The organism is Gordonia sp. J1A (assembly GCF_055393515.1).
The window spans coordinates 157119-172998 of record NZ_AP041607.1 but is presented as its reverse complement, the minus strand read 5'-3'; the positions used below and the strand labels follow the sequence as shown (position 1 = coordinate 172998).

2 protein-coding genes and 2 rRNA genes are annotated in these 15880 nt (G+C 65.5%); all 4 read right to left on the bottom strand.

Annotated elements, in window-relative coordinates:
* Positions 1-50 precede the first annotated feature (50 nt).
* The 4 genes from ACZ5QD_RS00820 to ACZ5QD_RS00805 all read right to left on the bottom strand — a co-directional run bounded on the left by ACZ5QD_RS00820 (position 51) and on the right by ACZ5QD_RS00805 (position 15874).
* Positions 51-3194, bottom strand: a 23S ribosomal RNA gene (locus ACZ5QD_RS00820).
* Positions 3195-3649: 455 nt separating this feature from the next.
* A 16S ribosomal RNA gene (locus tag ACZ5QD_RS00815) occupies positions 3650-5170 on the bottom strand.
* The 16S and 23S rRNA genes sit together here, the layout of an rRNA operon.
* A gap of 676 nt (positions 5171-5846) precedes the next feature.
* Positions 5847-6722: a glycosyltransferase family 2 protein gene (locus ACZ5QD_RS00810; protein ID WP_006897720.1), complete on the bottom strand. Its 876-nt coding sequence runs from the start codon at positions 6720-6722 to the stop codon at positions 5847-5849.
* Entirely contained in the window at positions 6719-15874 is a 9156-nt protein-coding gene (locus ACZ5QD_RS00805) for an amino acid adenylation domain-containing protein (protein ID WP_464367024.1), read from the bottom strand. The genes ACZ5QD_RS00810 and ACZ5QD_RS00805 overlap by 4 nt, the downstream gene beginning before the upstream one ends.
* Positions 15875-15880: the final 6 nt, after the last annotated feature.

Here is a 15880-nt window from a genome sequence, read left to right as displayed (position 1 = left end):
ACCCATCCGTCGTGATTCGTTGAATCCGAAAAGAATTGTTGGTGAGTGTTGTTGGTAAGTCCTCGGCCGATTAGTACCGGTCACCTGAACACATTACTGTGCGTACAGTTCCGGCCTATCAACCCCATCATCTGTAGGGGGCCTTACCCCACCCGAAGGTGGGTGAGAAACCTCATCTTGGAACAGGCTTCCCGCTTAGATGCTTTCAGCGGTTATCCCTTCCGAACGTAGCTAACCAGCAGTGCTCCTGGCGGAACAACTGGCACACCAGAGGTTCGTCCGTCCCGGTCCTCTCGTACTAGGGACAGGTTTCCTCAAGTTTCTACACGCGCGCGGCGGATAGAGACCGAACTGTCTCACGACGTTCTAAACCCAGCTCGCGTGCCGCTTTAATGGGCGAACAGCCCAACCCTTGGGACCTACTCCAGCCCCAGGATGCGACGAGCCGACATCGAGGTGCCAAACCATCCCGTCGATATGGACTCTTGGGGAAGATCAGCCTGTTATCCCCGGGGTACCTTTTATCCGTTGAGCGACACCGCTTCCACATGCCGGTGCCGGATCACTAGTCCCGACTTTCGTCCCTGCTCGACATGTACGTCTCACAGTCAAGCTCCCTTGTGCACTTACACTCAACACCTGATTGCCATCCAGGCTGAGGGAACCTTTGGGCGCCTCCGTTACACTTTAGGAGGCAACCGCCCCAGTTAAACTACCCACCAGGCACTGTCCCTGAACCCGATCAGGGTCCGAGGTTAGAAGCCCAATACGATCAGAGTGGTATTTCAACAACGACTCCACCCACACTAGCGTGCCGGCTTCACAGTCTCCCACCTATCCTACACAAACCGCACCGAACACCAATACCAAGCTATAGTGAAGGTCCCGGGGTCTTTTCGTCCTGCCGCGCGTAACGAGCATCTTTACTCGTACTGCAATTTCGCCGAGCCTGTGGTTGAGACAGCAGAGAAGTCGTTACGCCATTCGTGCAGGTCGGAACTTACCCGACAAGGAATTTCGCTACCTTAGGATGGTTATAGTTACCACCGCCGTTTACTGGGGCTTAAATTCTCAGCTTCACCACCCCGAAAGATGATTAACCGGTCCTCTTAACCTTCCAGCACCGGGCAGGCGTCAGTCCGTATACATCGTCTTACGACTTCGCACGGACCTGTGTTTTTAGTAAACAGTCGCTTCTCTCTGGTCTCTGCGACCACCACCAGCTCACACCGAAAAAGTGATCACCGGTCGTGGTCCCCCTTCTCCCGAAGTTACGGGGGCAATTTGCCGAGTTCCTTAACCACAGTTCACTCGATCGCCTTAGTATTCTCTACCTGACCACCTGTGTCGGTTTGGGGTACGGGCCGTGTACCAACTCACTAGAGGCTTTTCTCGACAGCATAGGATCACCGAATTCACCACAACGGCTACGCATCACCTCTCAGGCTCAAAAAGACACGGATTTGCCTATGTCTCACCCTACAGGCTTACACCAACTATTCCACCAGTTGGCCCGGCTACCTTCCTGCGTCACCCCATCGCTTGACTACTACACCCAAGGTCCCACGCAGCCACCATCAGAGAAATCCGAAGAAATCAACGACAGCTTTTGGATGGTTAGTACAGATGATTCATCACTGGGCGCGGATACACGGGTACGGGAATATCAACCCGTTGTCCATCGACTACGCCTGTCGGCCTCGCCTTAGGTCCCGACTCACCCTGGGCGGATTAACCTGGCCCAGGAACCCTTGGTCATCCGGCGGACAAGTTTCTCACTTGTCTTTCGCTACTCATGCCTGCATTCTCACTCCCACACCCTCCACAACTGGATCACTCCGCTGCTTCCACGGATGCAGGACGCTCCCCTACCCACCCACACCACTACACACCCACCCGCAGGCAGGCATGGATGAAATGTGTGAGTGCCGCGGCTTCGGCGGTGTACTTGAGCCCCGCTAAATTGTCGGCGCAGAATCACTTGACCAGTGAGCTATTACGCACTCTTTCAAGGGTGGCTGCTTCTAAGCCAACCTCCTGGTTGTCTCAGCGACCCCACATCCTTTTCCACTTAGTACACGCTTAGGGGCCTTAGCCGGCGATCTGGGCTGTTTCCCTCTCGACTACGAAGCTTATCCCCCGCAGTCTCACTGCCACGCTCTCACTTACCGGCATTCGGAGTTTGGCTGACGTCAGTAACCTGATAGGGCCCATCGGCCATCCAGTAGCTCTACCTCCAGTAAGAAACACGCAACGCTGCACCTAAATGCATTTCGGGGAGAACCAGCTATCACGGAGTTTGATTGGCCTTTCACCCCTACCCACAACTCATCCCCTCCATTTTCAACTGAAGTGGGTTCGGGCCTCCACAACCTCTTACAGCTGCTTCACCCTGGCCATGGGTAGATCACTCCGCTTCGGGTCTAGACCCAGCGACTCAACACGCCCTATTCAGACTCGCTTTCGCTACGGCTACCCCACACGGGTTAACCTCGCCACTGAGCACTAACTCGCAGGCTCATTCTTCAAAAGGCACGCCATCACCCACCACCCCGAAAGGTGCGCAGGCTCTGACGGATTGTAAGCGTCCGGTTTCAGGTACTATTTCACTCCCCTCCCGGGGTACTTTTCACCTTTCCCTCACGGTACTAGTCCGCTATCGGTCACCAGAAAGTATTTAGGCTTACCGGGTGGTCCCGGCAGATTCACAGCAGATTCCACGAGCCCGCTGCTACTTGGGAACAATCGAAGCCAGTCAACACGCTTTCAGCTACGGGACTCTCACCCACTACGGCAGACCATTCCAGGCCACTTCACCTAACATGTCGATTTATCACTGACCCACCGCACGGCAGCACGATGAACGATCACCCCACAACCCCACACGCACAACCCCTGCCGAGTATCACATACGCATGGTTTAGCCTCCTCCGCTTTCGCTCGCCACTACTCACGGAATCACACTTGTTTTCTCTTCCTGTGGGTACTGAGATGTTTCACTTCCCCACGTTCCCTCCACACCCGCTATACATTCACGAGTGGGTAACACCACATCACTGGTGCTGGGTTTCCCCATTCGGACACCCTCGGATCACAGCTCGTTTGACAACTCCCCGAGGACTATCGCGGCCTACCACGTCCTTCATCGGCTCCTGGTACCAAGGCATCCACCGAACGCCCTCAAACACTTACAACAACACCCACAAACACACCCCACACACCACAACAGTGCCCGAGACGCGAATGCGGACAACAAACAAAAATCAACGATCACAACACGCGATCGCACAAACCAGAATCGAAATTGCAGAACACACAACCCAACAAGAACACCAAGGAACTCGCTGGGCTAGATGCTCGCATCCACTATGCACTTCTCAAACAACACACACCCACCACCCCCAACACCCCACACTCGGGGCGGAAAACAGTGAGCACCAAGACAACCCGCGCAGAACGCGTGTTCCCTCAGAACCCCGATAGTGTGCTTCGTCCACAACCGCAATCACTCACGGTCGACCACCCGCCGGCCCGCCCGCATCTCGCAGGCCACCGACAAACAAATGATGGATTCTTGTGTTTCACCCATGAACAAACACCGACCCGATACACATTCGGCACCAGCATCGACGTGTTGTTTGCTCCTTAGAAAGGAGGTGATCCAGCCGCACCTTCCGGTACGGCTACCTTGTTACGACTTCGTCCCAATCGCCGATCCCACCTTCGACAGCTCCCTCCACAAGGGTTAGGCCACCGGCTTCGGGTGTTACCGACTTTCATGACGTGACGGGCGGTGTGTACAAGGCCCGGGAACGTATTCACCGCAGCGTTGCTGATCTGCGATTACTAGCGACTCCGACTTCATGGGGTCGAGTTGCAGACCCCAATCCGAACTGAGACGCGCTTTAAGGGATTCGCTCCACCTCACGGTCTCGCAGCCCTCTGTACGCGCCATTGTAGCATGTGTGAAGCCCTGGACATAAGGGGCATGATGACTTGACGTCATCCCCACCTTCCTCCGAGTTGACCCCGGCAGTCTCCTGCAAGTCCCCGGCATAACCCGCTGGCAATACAGGACAAGGGTTGCGCTCGTTGCGGGACTTAACCCAACATCTCACGACACGAGCTGACGACAGCCATGCACCACCTGTACACCAACCACAAGGGGGGCCGTATCTCTACGGCTTTCTGGTGTATGTCAAACCCAGGTAAGGTTCTTCGCGTTGCATCGAATTAATCCACATGCTCCGCCGCTTGTGCGGGCCCCCGTCAATTCCTTTGAGTTTTAGCCTTGCGGCCGTACTCCCCAGGCGGGGTACTTAATGCGTTAGCTACGGCACGGAACTCGTGAAATGAGCCCCACACCTAGTACCCACCGTTTACGGCGTGGACTACCAGGGTATCTAATCCTGTTCGCTCCCCACGCTTTCGCTCCTCAGCGTCAGTTACTACCCAGAGACCCGCCTTCGCCACCGGTGTTCCTCCTGATATCTGCGCATTTCACCGCTACACCAGGAATTCCAGTCTCCCCTGTAGTACTCAAGTCTGCCCGTATCGCCTGCACGCCTGCAATTGAGTTGCAGAATTTCACAGACGACGCGACAAACCGCCTACGAGCTCTTTACGCCCAGTAATTCCGGACAACGCTCGCACCCTACGTATTACCGCGGCTGCTGGCACGTAGTTGGCCGGTGCTTCTTCTCCAGGTACCGTCACTTACGCTTCGTCCCTAGCGAAAGAGGTTTACAACCCGAAGGCCGTCATCCCTCACGCGGCGTCGCTGCATCAGGCTTGCGCCCATTGTGCAATATTCCCCACTGCTGCCTCCCGTAGGAGTCTGGGCCGTGTCTCAGTCCCAGTGTGGCCGATCACCCTCTCAGGTCGGCTACCCGTCGTCGCCTTGGTAGGCCATTACCCCACCAACAAGCTGATAGGCCGCGGGCCCATCCTGAACCGCAAAAGCTTTCCACCACCAACCATGCAATCAGTGGTCCTATCCGGTATTAGACCCAGTTTCCCAGGCTTATCCCAGAGTCCAGGGCAGATCACCCACGTGTTACTCACCCGTTCGCCACTCGAGTACCCAGCAAGCTGGGCCTTTCCGTTCGACTTGCATGTGTTAAGCACGCCGCCAGCGTTCGTCCTGAGCCAGGATCAAACTCTCCAACAAAAAATGCAGAAACCACAAGATTTCAACACAAAGCCAGAAAACAGAACCTGACCAAATCCAAAAAACTGACATGGTAAAAAATTCATCCAAAACACTCACCAACCCCCCAAAAGGGCCGGCAAGCACAATCTGTCCAAAAATCTCCCACGCCACAAAACAAAAATAGTGGCACAAGAAATCCAAAACACACTATCGAGTTCTCAAAGAACACACACCCACCAGAACCAACCCCCACAAACAAGGGCCGAACACCAGCAGACATCTGCAATTATCTGTCAGCCACCCCGTCTCCGGAGCAACCTCACCAGCCTAACACAATCCTCCAGACACCCACCAATCAGTGATCCCTCACAGGGACTCACTGAATAGTCGAAGCTTTCAGACCCGATTCGGCCGACCCCGCACAAGAACACCGCGACCGAAATCGCGGCGATCAGAGTAAGGGGACGTCGTCGCGGCCGGGCCGCTCTGACTCCGAATAAGTTACGCAATCGGCGCCCTTGAGGTCAAATCGGCTGGTCAGCGGCCCGCGATCCTTGCTCATCGCGACGATGAGGCCGGTCGACCAGACGGTCGGGCATCGAATCCGCATGAGTCACAGTGACGGAACTGGAGCCGCAGGTTTGCTATGGCGCGGATTGGCGTCGATTCTTCGACCTACTCCTCAGGCGACGCCTCAGAGGTAGAGCGTCCGGTACTTCACACTGCCGGCGATCCTGCCGACGAGGTTCCCGGTGATCCACACCCACTCGCCCCGTCGACTCCGAGACCACGCCCACGGCCAGACCGGACACATCCCCACCACCACGCCGGCGTGCAGAAGCGGCCACCACCACTGCCTGCCCGGAGCCCCGTAGTCTCGGGCCACCCGGGCCTCCTCACGGCCGTAGTCGATCACCTGGTCCCACGATTCGCGTATTCCGGTGCGGTACCGGTAGGCGACCAAAGCGTCACGCGCATAGCCGAACTCGTAGCCGCGCGTCTGCACGCGCCAGCAGAACTCGACGTCACTGCCGGCCGTCGGATAGCTCTCGTCCCATCCGCCGACCGCGTCGAACACTGAGCGACGGACGCCGAGGTTGCATCCGAACGTCATCGGCAGAAAGCGCCCCAGCACAACGGGTTCGGCCGGATCCGGCAAGGCGCGCCATGCTGCGACCACCGGGTCGTTGAGCGTCTCGCGCTCCAACGGTCCGCCGACGATGTCCGCGGAACCGAGGGCCTGGACGATTGCACGCAGCCAGGTGGGATGGACGGCGTCGTCCTGGTCGCAGTACGCGATCAACGGATACCGAGCAGCTCGGGTCCCCACATTGCGTGCGTGGGACGTGCCCGCAGTCCCGGAGGCGTCGACCCAGCGCAGGTCGAGCCGTCCACGCAGTGGGTGGTTCAGTGCGAACCATTCCAGGTCGGCCGAGCCCTCGTTGTCACTCAGGATCACCTCGAACGGTTCCGTGAAGTCCTGGGCGGCAAGGGCCTGCAGCTGGACCTCGAGGTCGGGCAGCCCGCGGTAGCACGCGATGACGACGGAGGCGCCGATAGCGGCACTCATGACGTCTCCTTCCGGTTCGATGACGCGATCTGTGCTCGTATCCGTCCGGCTGTCAGGCCGTCGTCGGCTGCCGCCATCAATCGCAGCACCGACAACAGGTCGTCGACGACGGCGGCGGCGGTCGCGGCGTCCAGGAGCGCGACCGGGTACAGCAGAGTGCCGCGCAGCCCGGCCGGCCGGCCGTCTTCGCGCAGTTCGAGCAGCGTGACCTCGAGTTCGTGCTTGGCGACGACTGCCGCGATCGGTTCCTGCGCCACGGTCACCGTGCCCAGATCGAGTTCCGACAAGGCAGTATCCGAGACTTCGGCCTGCTGGAGGATGAGCGTCGCCGGGAACACCGGATGACCGGTGGCCCCGCCCGGGCCCCGGGTCACACCGAGGTGGTCGAGCAGATCGGGCACCGTGACGTCCGCGTGCGCGAATCCGTCGACGAGTTGCCCATGCACGTCGGCGATCATGTCGGCCACCCGGCGATCATCGGACGCGTCGATCCGCATCGGAACATCGTCGGCGAAGTTCCCGATCACGCCGTCGACGGCCGCATGGACTCGATTCGCGTTGGCCGTCGCCAGATGGACCGCGCGGTCGGCTCCGGCTGACGAATCGATCCGTGTGGACACGACCAGCGCGAATGCCGCCTGCAGCACGGGGAACAAGCGACCGCCTCGACTGCGGGCGAGACGATCGAGCTCCCGGTGCAACTCGGGTTCGACGCTGATCCCGACGGAGTCGCCGCGGGAGTCCCACACCTGTGGTCTGGGCCGGTCGGTCAGCAGCTGCGGCCCGGGTAGCGCGTTCTCCCCGAACCTGCTCGTCCAGTAGTCGAGCGAACGCCGGAAGTGCTCGGTCCGCGCATCGGGTGCGCCGACGATGCCGGATCGCCAGCGCGCGTAGTCGCGGTACCGCACCGGCGGTGAAGCCGATTCGGGGACGATGCCGGTCGCACGCGCGGTGAACGCGGTCAGCACGTCGCGCGCCAGCAGCGGCATGGACCGGCCGTCGAAGTTGAGGTGATGAAGCACCAGGAGCAGCACCGCAGTGTTGTTCCCGCTGTCGTCTGCACTCGTGAACAGTCTGGCGCGCAGCGGGATCCGGTCGAGGTGGAGTGGCTCCCAGGCGGCTGCGGAGACCGCGTCGGCGAGCCGGCCTGCGTCCACCTCGACGGGTACCAGCCCGTCGCGAAGCGCGGCGTCCACCTCTGGCATGCCGAGGACCTCCCCCACGGGCAGCAGTCCGTCGTCCTCACCCGATTCCGCCGACCGGTAGCGCGTGCGCAGTGCCTCGTGCGTGTCGAAGACATCGCGAAGTGCAGCGTGCAGCGCCGTGCGGTCGAGCTCGCCGGTGAAGCGCAGGGCGATCGGTACATTCCAGTCGGCGCCCTGCCCGGCTCGGACCGCCTCCCATATCCGGCGCTGCGCCGGAGCGAGCGGGATCGGCCCGTCGTCGTCGATCCGAACCAGTTCGGGAGTCTCTGTCGGCGCCGCACGCTCGATGCGCGCCGCCAGATCTCCGAGGTCGGCCGCGTCGAAGACGGTCCGCACGGGCACAGAGCGGCCCGAGAGCGCCGCCAGCCGGGCCGCGACACGTGTCGCCGTCAGCGAGTTGCCGCCGAGCTCGAAGAAGTCGTCCGACATGCCGACTACCGGCGCCCCGGTGACCTCCGAGACCACCTCGGCGACGGCGCGTTCGACCTCGGACTCGGCAGGCCGGTGGTCGCGCCGACGTCGTTCGGGGCGAGGAAGCCGTGCGCGATCGACCTTTCCGTTGGCGTTGTACGGCAACGCTTCGAGCCGGTGCACGTCGGGTCGCAGGTAGGCGGGAAGCCGGTCCGCCAGCGCGCCGGTCAGGTCCTCGGTGTCCGCATCGCCGGTGACGAAGGCGACCAGCCGCGCGCCGCCGGGACCGTCGACCGCGGTGACAGCGGCGTCACCGACGCCGGGGCATCGACGCAGCACGGCCTCGATCTCGCCGGGTTCGACCCGGAAGCCGCGGATCTGGAGTTGGAAGTCGGCGCGACCCACGTATTCAAGCTGTCCGCCGCGCGTTCGACGCACGAGATCACCGGTCCGGTACATGCGGCCACCGCCGGCCGGGTCGGCGACGAACGACGCGGCGGTACGCGCCGGGTCGGCGTGATAACCGCTCGCGAGTTGCGGTCCGGTCAGGTACAGTTCGCCGACCACTCCGACCGGCACCGGATGCAGACGCGCGTCGAGCACTCGCGCGCGGACCGTCGGCTGTTCTACTCCGATCGGGATCCGCACGCACTCGTTCTCGGTTCCAGGGGCGACCTCGTGCCCGGTGGCACTGACGGCGAATTCCGTCGGCCCGTAGAGGTTGTGCACGTCGGCGGTGCTGCCGGAGCCGCGCAGCCGGGCCACGAGTTCGGGCGGCAATTCCTCGCCGATGCACAGCACCGTGCGCACCGAGCCGGGCAGCTCGCCCGCGTCGAGGATCATGGACAGGGACGAGGGCACAGTCGGGAGGACGCTGACTCGGTGCTGAGCGATCTGCCTGCGCAGCGCGGTCCCGTCACGCTCACTGCCGGGCTCGGCGATCACGATGCGCGCACCCGCCTGCAGGGCCCACCAGTACTCCCACACCGACAGATCGAAACCGGCCGCGGTCCGCAACAGGACGGTGTCGCCGCGTCCCAGTCGATAGCGCTCCTGCATCCACGCCAGCTGGGTGCTCACGGCCGCGTGCGGCACGCTCACTCCCTTCGGGGTGCCCGACGACCCCGACGTGAACAGGACGTATGCCGCCGATTCGGGATGAGGCGCCCGATCGGGACGATCCGCTGCCCGCCACTCGGACGCCGCGTCACCGCACGCGACGTCGGCGAGGTCGGCGACACCGGCGAGGTCGGCGAGGTCCAGATACGCGCGGTCGGCGGCCGGCGACGGCCCCACACCCAGCACCAGTACCGGGTCGGCGACCTCGAGGATCATGGACGCGCGCTGCGGCGCCGACGGATCCACTGGGACGTGGGCGGCGCCGCATGCGACGACCGCGTACATGGCGACCAGTTGATGCAGGCCCCGCGGCGCGGTGATCGCGACACGCTCCTCGCTCCCGACACCGCCCCCGATACCGTGGTCGCGCAGTGCGGCGGCGAGGAGCCCGACACGCTCCGACAGTTCGCCGTAGGTGACCTGTTCGGTACCGTCGACCACCGCGACCGCGTCCGGGTGCTGCTCGGCGCACCGCACGAATCCGTCCACGAGACCGCGGGTCTGCGAGCCGGGGCACGGGTGGTCCGGCGGTGCCGCCGAGCCCGCATCGGGCTCATCGTCGCCGAGCACGGGCAGGTCGCCCACCGGGAGGTCGGGGTCGTCGAGCAATCCGGCCAGGATCCGTACGTACCGCGCGGCGAACTCGGCGGCGGTGGCTTCGTCGAACAGGTCGGTGGCGAAGACCAGTTGGCCGGTCAGGCCGGGTTCGCCGCGTTCGGCCAGGGTGAGGTGAAGATCGAACTCCGCGACGTCGGGACTGTCGTCGACCACGGTCACGTCCAGTCCGGGCAGTTCCATCGACAGGCCACCGATGTTCTGGTACGAGAGCGCCACCTGGAACACCGGATGGTGATCGACGGATCGGGTGAGGTCGAGCCCGGCGACCACGGTGTCGAACGGGACTCCGGCGTTCGCGAAGGCGTGGAGCGCGGCCTCTCGACTGATCGCGAGGGCCGTGGCGCCGGTGGCCGCCCCGTGAATGTCGGTGCGGAGTGCGAGCATGTTGACGAACATGCCCACGGCTCCCTGCAGCCGGGCGTGCACCCGGCCGGCGCTCGGCGTGCCGATGACGACGTCGCGGTTGTTCCCCAGCCGGCCGAGCAGGACGGCGAGTGCGGTGTGCGCCACCATGAACACCGTCGCGCGGTTGCGCGCTGCGAAGTCGACCATCCGTGCGTGCAGGGCCGGCTCGACGGCGAACTCCACGCGCGCCCCGCGTCCGCTCGGCCGCACCGGGCGGGGCCGGTCGGTGGGCAGGTCGATCACCGGGGATGCACCGCGCAGCCGCTCGTGCCAGCTCGCGAGCGCCGCGGCGGCCGTCCCGTCGGGTTCGTTGAGCCAGGAGTGCTGCCAGACTGCGAAGTCCGCGAACTGCAGTGGCGTCGGCGCGCAACCCGTCGTGCAATCCACAGCGTTGTCCTGTCCCGTGTCCGAATCGCCGGTGAGCCGGGTCCGGTATTCGGCCGCCAGCTCGCCGGCCAGTGTCGCCACCGACAGTCCATCGGCGCTGATGTGGTGCAGGACGAGAACGAACGTGTGCCGGCCGGTCCCCTCCTCCGCGGACAGCAGCGCCGCGCGGACGGGCGGGCGGGCGGTCACGTCGAATCCACGGCCGGTCACCGACCGCACGGCCTCGTCGATCCGGGTCTCCGGCACCGCCCGAAGTTCCACCTCGAGCCCGTGGTCGTGACCCGGCCGAATCAGCTGGCGGGGTCCGTCCGGGGAGTCGGGATACGCGGTGCGCAGTACCTCGTGCCTGCGCACCAGCGCGTCGACCGCGCCCAGGAACGCCGGCACGTTCAGGTCACCGGTCATCCGCAGCACCAGCGGGATGTTCTCGGTGCGCGCGTCGGGGTCGAATCGGTTGAGGAACCACATGCCCTGCTGGGCCGGGGCGAGCGGAATGTGCTCGGGCCGTTCGAGATCGCCCGGGCCGGGACCAGAGACGGGAGAACCGGCGTCGAGCCGGGCGGCGAGACCGGCGACGGTGGGCGCGTCGAAGAGGTCGGCTACAGCCAGTTCCCTGCCCGTGCGTGCCCGCAGCAGCGCGACGGTCTGGGCGGCCATCAGCGAGTTGCCGCCGAGGTCGAAGAAGTGCCCGTCGCGTCCGAGTTCGGTCCGGCCCAACGCCTGTGCGAAGGCTTCCGCCACCATCACTTCGGAGGTTCCGGCCACGGCCACCGGACCGGTGGACGCGAACTCCGGCTCGGGCAGTCGGCGGTGGTCGACCTTTCCCGACGGGGTCAGCGGCAGCTCGGCGAGTTCGACGAATGCGGTGGGCACCGCGTACGACGGCAGGGTGGCGCGCAGGCGGTCTCGCAGTGCGTCGGCGACATCGGCACCGTCGGCCGGCACGACGTATGCGACCAGAGTGGTTCGACCGTCGGGGCCCGGCCTGCCGGCAGCGACCGCGGCGCGAACCTCGGGGCAGCCGTGGAGCGCGGACTCGACCTCGCCCAGTTCAACGCGGTGTCCGCGGATCTTGAGCTGCGCGTCGAGCCGGCCGAGATGCCGCAACTGCCACTGCTCCTCGCCGACGGATGCGGCCGCCACCAGATCGCCGGTCCGGTAGCGCCGCGACCCCGGCGGCCCGTCGGGATCGGCGACGAAGGTGACGGCGGTGAGGCCCGGGCGGCCGTGATAGCCGCGAGCGAGTCCCGGTCCGCTCACGTAGGCTTCGCCCGCGGCGCCGGGCAGCACGGGCCGCAGGTCGGCGCCCAGTACGCGGACGGTGGAGCCGGTGATGGCTTCGCCGATGGGAAGTCCGTCGCGTGTAGCCCGGATCGGCCCGGCGAGCGTGGCCATCACCGTGGTCTCCGTGGGGCCGTAGGCGTTGAAGAACCGCGTGCCGCGACCGATCCAGCGGTCGGCGGTAGCCGTCGAGCACGCGTCGCCGCCGACGATCACGGTGGTCAGCTCGGGCAGTTCCTCGTCGATCGTGTCGAGAACCGCCGGAGTCAGGAAGGCGTGAGTCACGGCCGCTTCGCGAAGGATCGACGAGAGGTCGTCGGCACCGTAGACCGACCGGGGAACGACGACCGCCGTCGCCCCGGCATCGGCCGCGAGCAGCAGTTCCAGGACCGAGGCGTCGAAGCTCGGCGACGCGAAATGCAAGACGCGCGAATGCTTCTCGACACCGTAGCGGCGCTGCTCGGCCACGAACGATGCGATGCCCCGGTGCGTGACGGCGACGGCTTTCGGCCGTCCGGAGGTTCCGGAGGTGTAGATCAGGTACGCGGTCTGGTCCGGGTGGGGCGCGGCGCGCAGTTCGTGACGCCCGAGAGGTGAGACGTCGTATCGGGCGAGTTCGGCCTCGATCGCGGGATCGTCGAGTACGAGTGCACCGCCCAGCGCGGCAACGCCTGCCGCGGTCAGGTCGCGGTCGGCCACCGTGGTCACGATCAGCGCGGCAGTCGAGTCCTCGAGCATGAACGCGACCCGGTCGGCGGGATGACGCGGATCCACCGGGACGAATGCCGCGCCGGTCGCGGCCACCGCGCGGGTGGCGATCACCGAGAGATAGGAGCGCGACAGGCACAGCGCCACCGCCGTCTCCGGCCCGGCCCCGCGGGCGATCAACAGACGGGCGAGACGGTTGGTGTGCGCGGCGATCTGCTCGGATTCGTGGTGTCGGAGCCGACCGTCGGCGTCGACGGTGATCATCCGCTGGCCCGGGGTGGTCAGCACGTCGCCGAGGTAGCGGTCGGCCGGAGCCGGTCCGCCGCGGGTGATCTCGGTCAGCGCCGCCCGTTCCGCCGGTGTGGTGAGGTCGATGGCTCCCAGCGCGCCTTCGGTGGCTTCGACCCGCTCACCGGCCATCGCCAGGATGACGCGTTCCCAGCGATTCAGCAGGGTCGCAGCAGTCCTGGCCCGGTACGCCTCTCCCCGATGAACCACGGCCAGCTGCAGACCGCCCGATGCGTCGGGAGTCGCCGTGAACTCGATGTCGAATCGCGCGACGGGCACGTCGACGTGGAGCATGTTCGTGGCGAGCGCTGCGCCCTCGCCGCGGGCGGCCGGATGCGTTCCGTCGACGGTGAGAGTCGCATGGATCAGCGGATGGCTGTCGCGGTGGCGCGGGAGGTCGAGTAGGTCGACTATCTCCTCGATGTCCAGGTCACCGTGGTCGAGGGCGCCGAGCACGGTCTGCTGCGACTGCTCGATGATGTCGCGGACCGAACTCTCCGGCTCGACGGTCGTGCGCAGCGGAACGGTGGTGACGAACATGCCGACGGTCTCAGCGACCCCGGGTGCTTCGCGGCCGGACAGCGGGGTGCCGATGATGACGTCGGTGCCTCCGGCGCTGCGCGCCAGCGCCACGGCCAGAGCCGCGTGCAACACGCTGAACAGCGTGGCGCCGGATCGCTCGGCGAGGGCGGCGAGCGCTTCCCCGGCGGCGGAGTCCACCGCCGCGCGATGCACCCGCGCCACCTCCTCGGGCGCTCCGTCCGGCCGGGGACGAGCGGCGTCCTCGACGTCGGCGAGCCGGTCGCGCCAGTACCTCAGATGCGCGGCGGCGCTGGAGGACGGATCGTCGACCGACCCTCTCCGTGCGGCGCGATGGCGCAGATGATCGGCGTACGAGACGGAGGGAACGTCGAAATCCGGTGCGCCTCCGAGGACTCGGGCACGGTAGGCGGTGGATGTGTCGGCGGCGAGGATCCGCATCGACCACCCGTCGGCGGCCACATGATGCACGGCGAGCACGACCACCGTGTGATCGCCGTCGGGCCGGACCACCACGCGCAGCGGCAGATCGACGGTCAGGTCCATCGCGGCTGCCAATGCCGCGGTCACCGCCGGTTCGCCGGCTGAGCCGGCGTCGGTGCCCGGACCGAGGACCGTCACCAGTGCCTCCGAGCTGTACTCCCCCGGCGCCAGTACCTGCGGGCGGGGCCCGTCGACGCTCTCCGGGTAGACGGTCCGGAGAACCTCGTGCCGGTCGAGGACGTCGGCGATCGCGGCGGTCAGCGCCGGGACGTCGATCCGGCCCGGGATGCGGAGCGGAGCCAGGATCAGGTAGGCGCTGGAGGCGGGATGGATGCGGTTGTGCAACCACATCTGCCGCTGCGCCGCGGCCAGCGGCATCGGATCGCCCGGCTCGCCCGGCTCGGCCTCAGCGGCCGCCTGCGAAGCGTCCCGCTGGTCGGCGAGCGCGGCGAGGGCGGCGGCGGTGCGGTGGTCGAAGACCTCACGCACCGCCAGCCGCGCGCCGAGCCGTTCCCCGACGGCCGCGACCACGCGAGTCGCGGTGAGCGAGTTTCCTCCGTGCTCGAAGAAGTCGTCGTCCACACCGACGCCGTCGCCCAGCAGTTCCCGGAAGATCCCGAGCATCGCCGTCTCCGTCGCGGTGGCGGGTTCCCTGACGACGTGGTCTCCGCGGACGGGGGTCGCGGGCAACGGCAGCGCCGCCCTGTCGACCTTGCCGCTGGCCGACAGCGGCAGCGCGTCGGTGGTCAGAATGTGGGCGGGCACCATGTGCTCGGGCACCCGATCCGCGAGATGTGCCCGAAGCGTCCGTGCATCGGCTGCGGAGCCCGCGGCGGGGACCACGTGCGCGACCAGCTGCGGTCCGGACCGCGGATCGTCGTAGGGCACCACGACGACGGCCGAGACGTCGGGATGCGCCGCGAGAGCGGCTTCGATCTCACCCGGCTCCACACGCTGTCCGCGCAGTTTGATCTGGAAGTCGCTGCGACCGCAGAACTCCAGTTCCACGTTCTGGCGCCCCACACCGCCTCGCCGCTCGACACCCGCGGCACCGGCAGCAGCCCCCGTGCGCCGCCAGCGCACGAGGTCGCCGGTGCGGTAGAGCCGCTCGCCCGGACCGAACGGTGAGGCCACGAATCGTCCGGCGGTGAGCGCCGGACGGCCGTGGTAGCCGCGGGCGAGCTGGACGCCGCCGAGATAGAGCTCCCCGGTGACGCCGATCGGCACCGGTCGCAACCGGCGGTCGAGGACGTGCACGGTATTGCCCTCGGTGGGGTTGCCGATCGAGACCGGCCGGCCGTCCAGCGAGCCCGGCGTGACGTGCGCTGCCGTCACGTCGACCGCGGCCTCGGTCGGCCCGTACAGGTTGTGCAGTCGGGCTCCGGTCCGCGACAGGACCGCCGCGGCCGATGCGCTGCCGAGAGCCGCACCGCTGGTGAACACGAGCCGCAGCGAGTCGAGACGGGCCCGCGTGCCGCAGGCGAGGACGACGTCGAGCATCGCGGGCACGAAGTGGATCACCGAGATCCGCTCGGCGTCGATCAGCTCGGCCAGTGCCGACGGCTCACGGTGCAGCCCGGGCTCGGCGAGGACGGTTCGCGCCCCGGCGACGGTGGGCCAGAACAGTTCCCACACCGAGACGTCGAACGTGGTCGGCGTCTTCTGGAGGACCGTGTCGCCGACGGAGATCCGGTAGCGCACCTGCATCCAGAC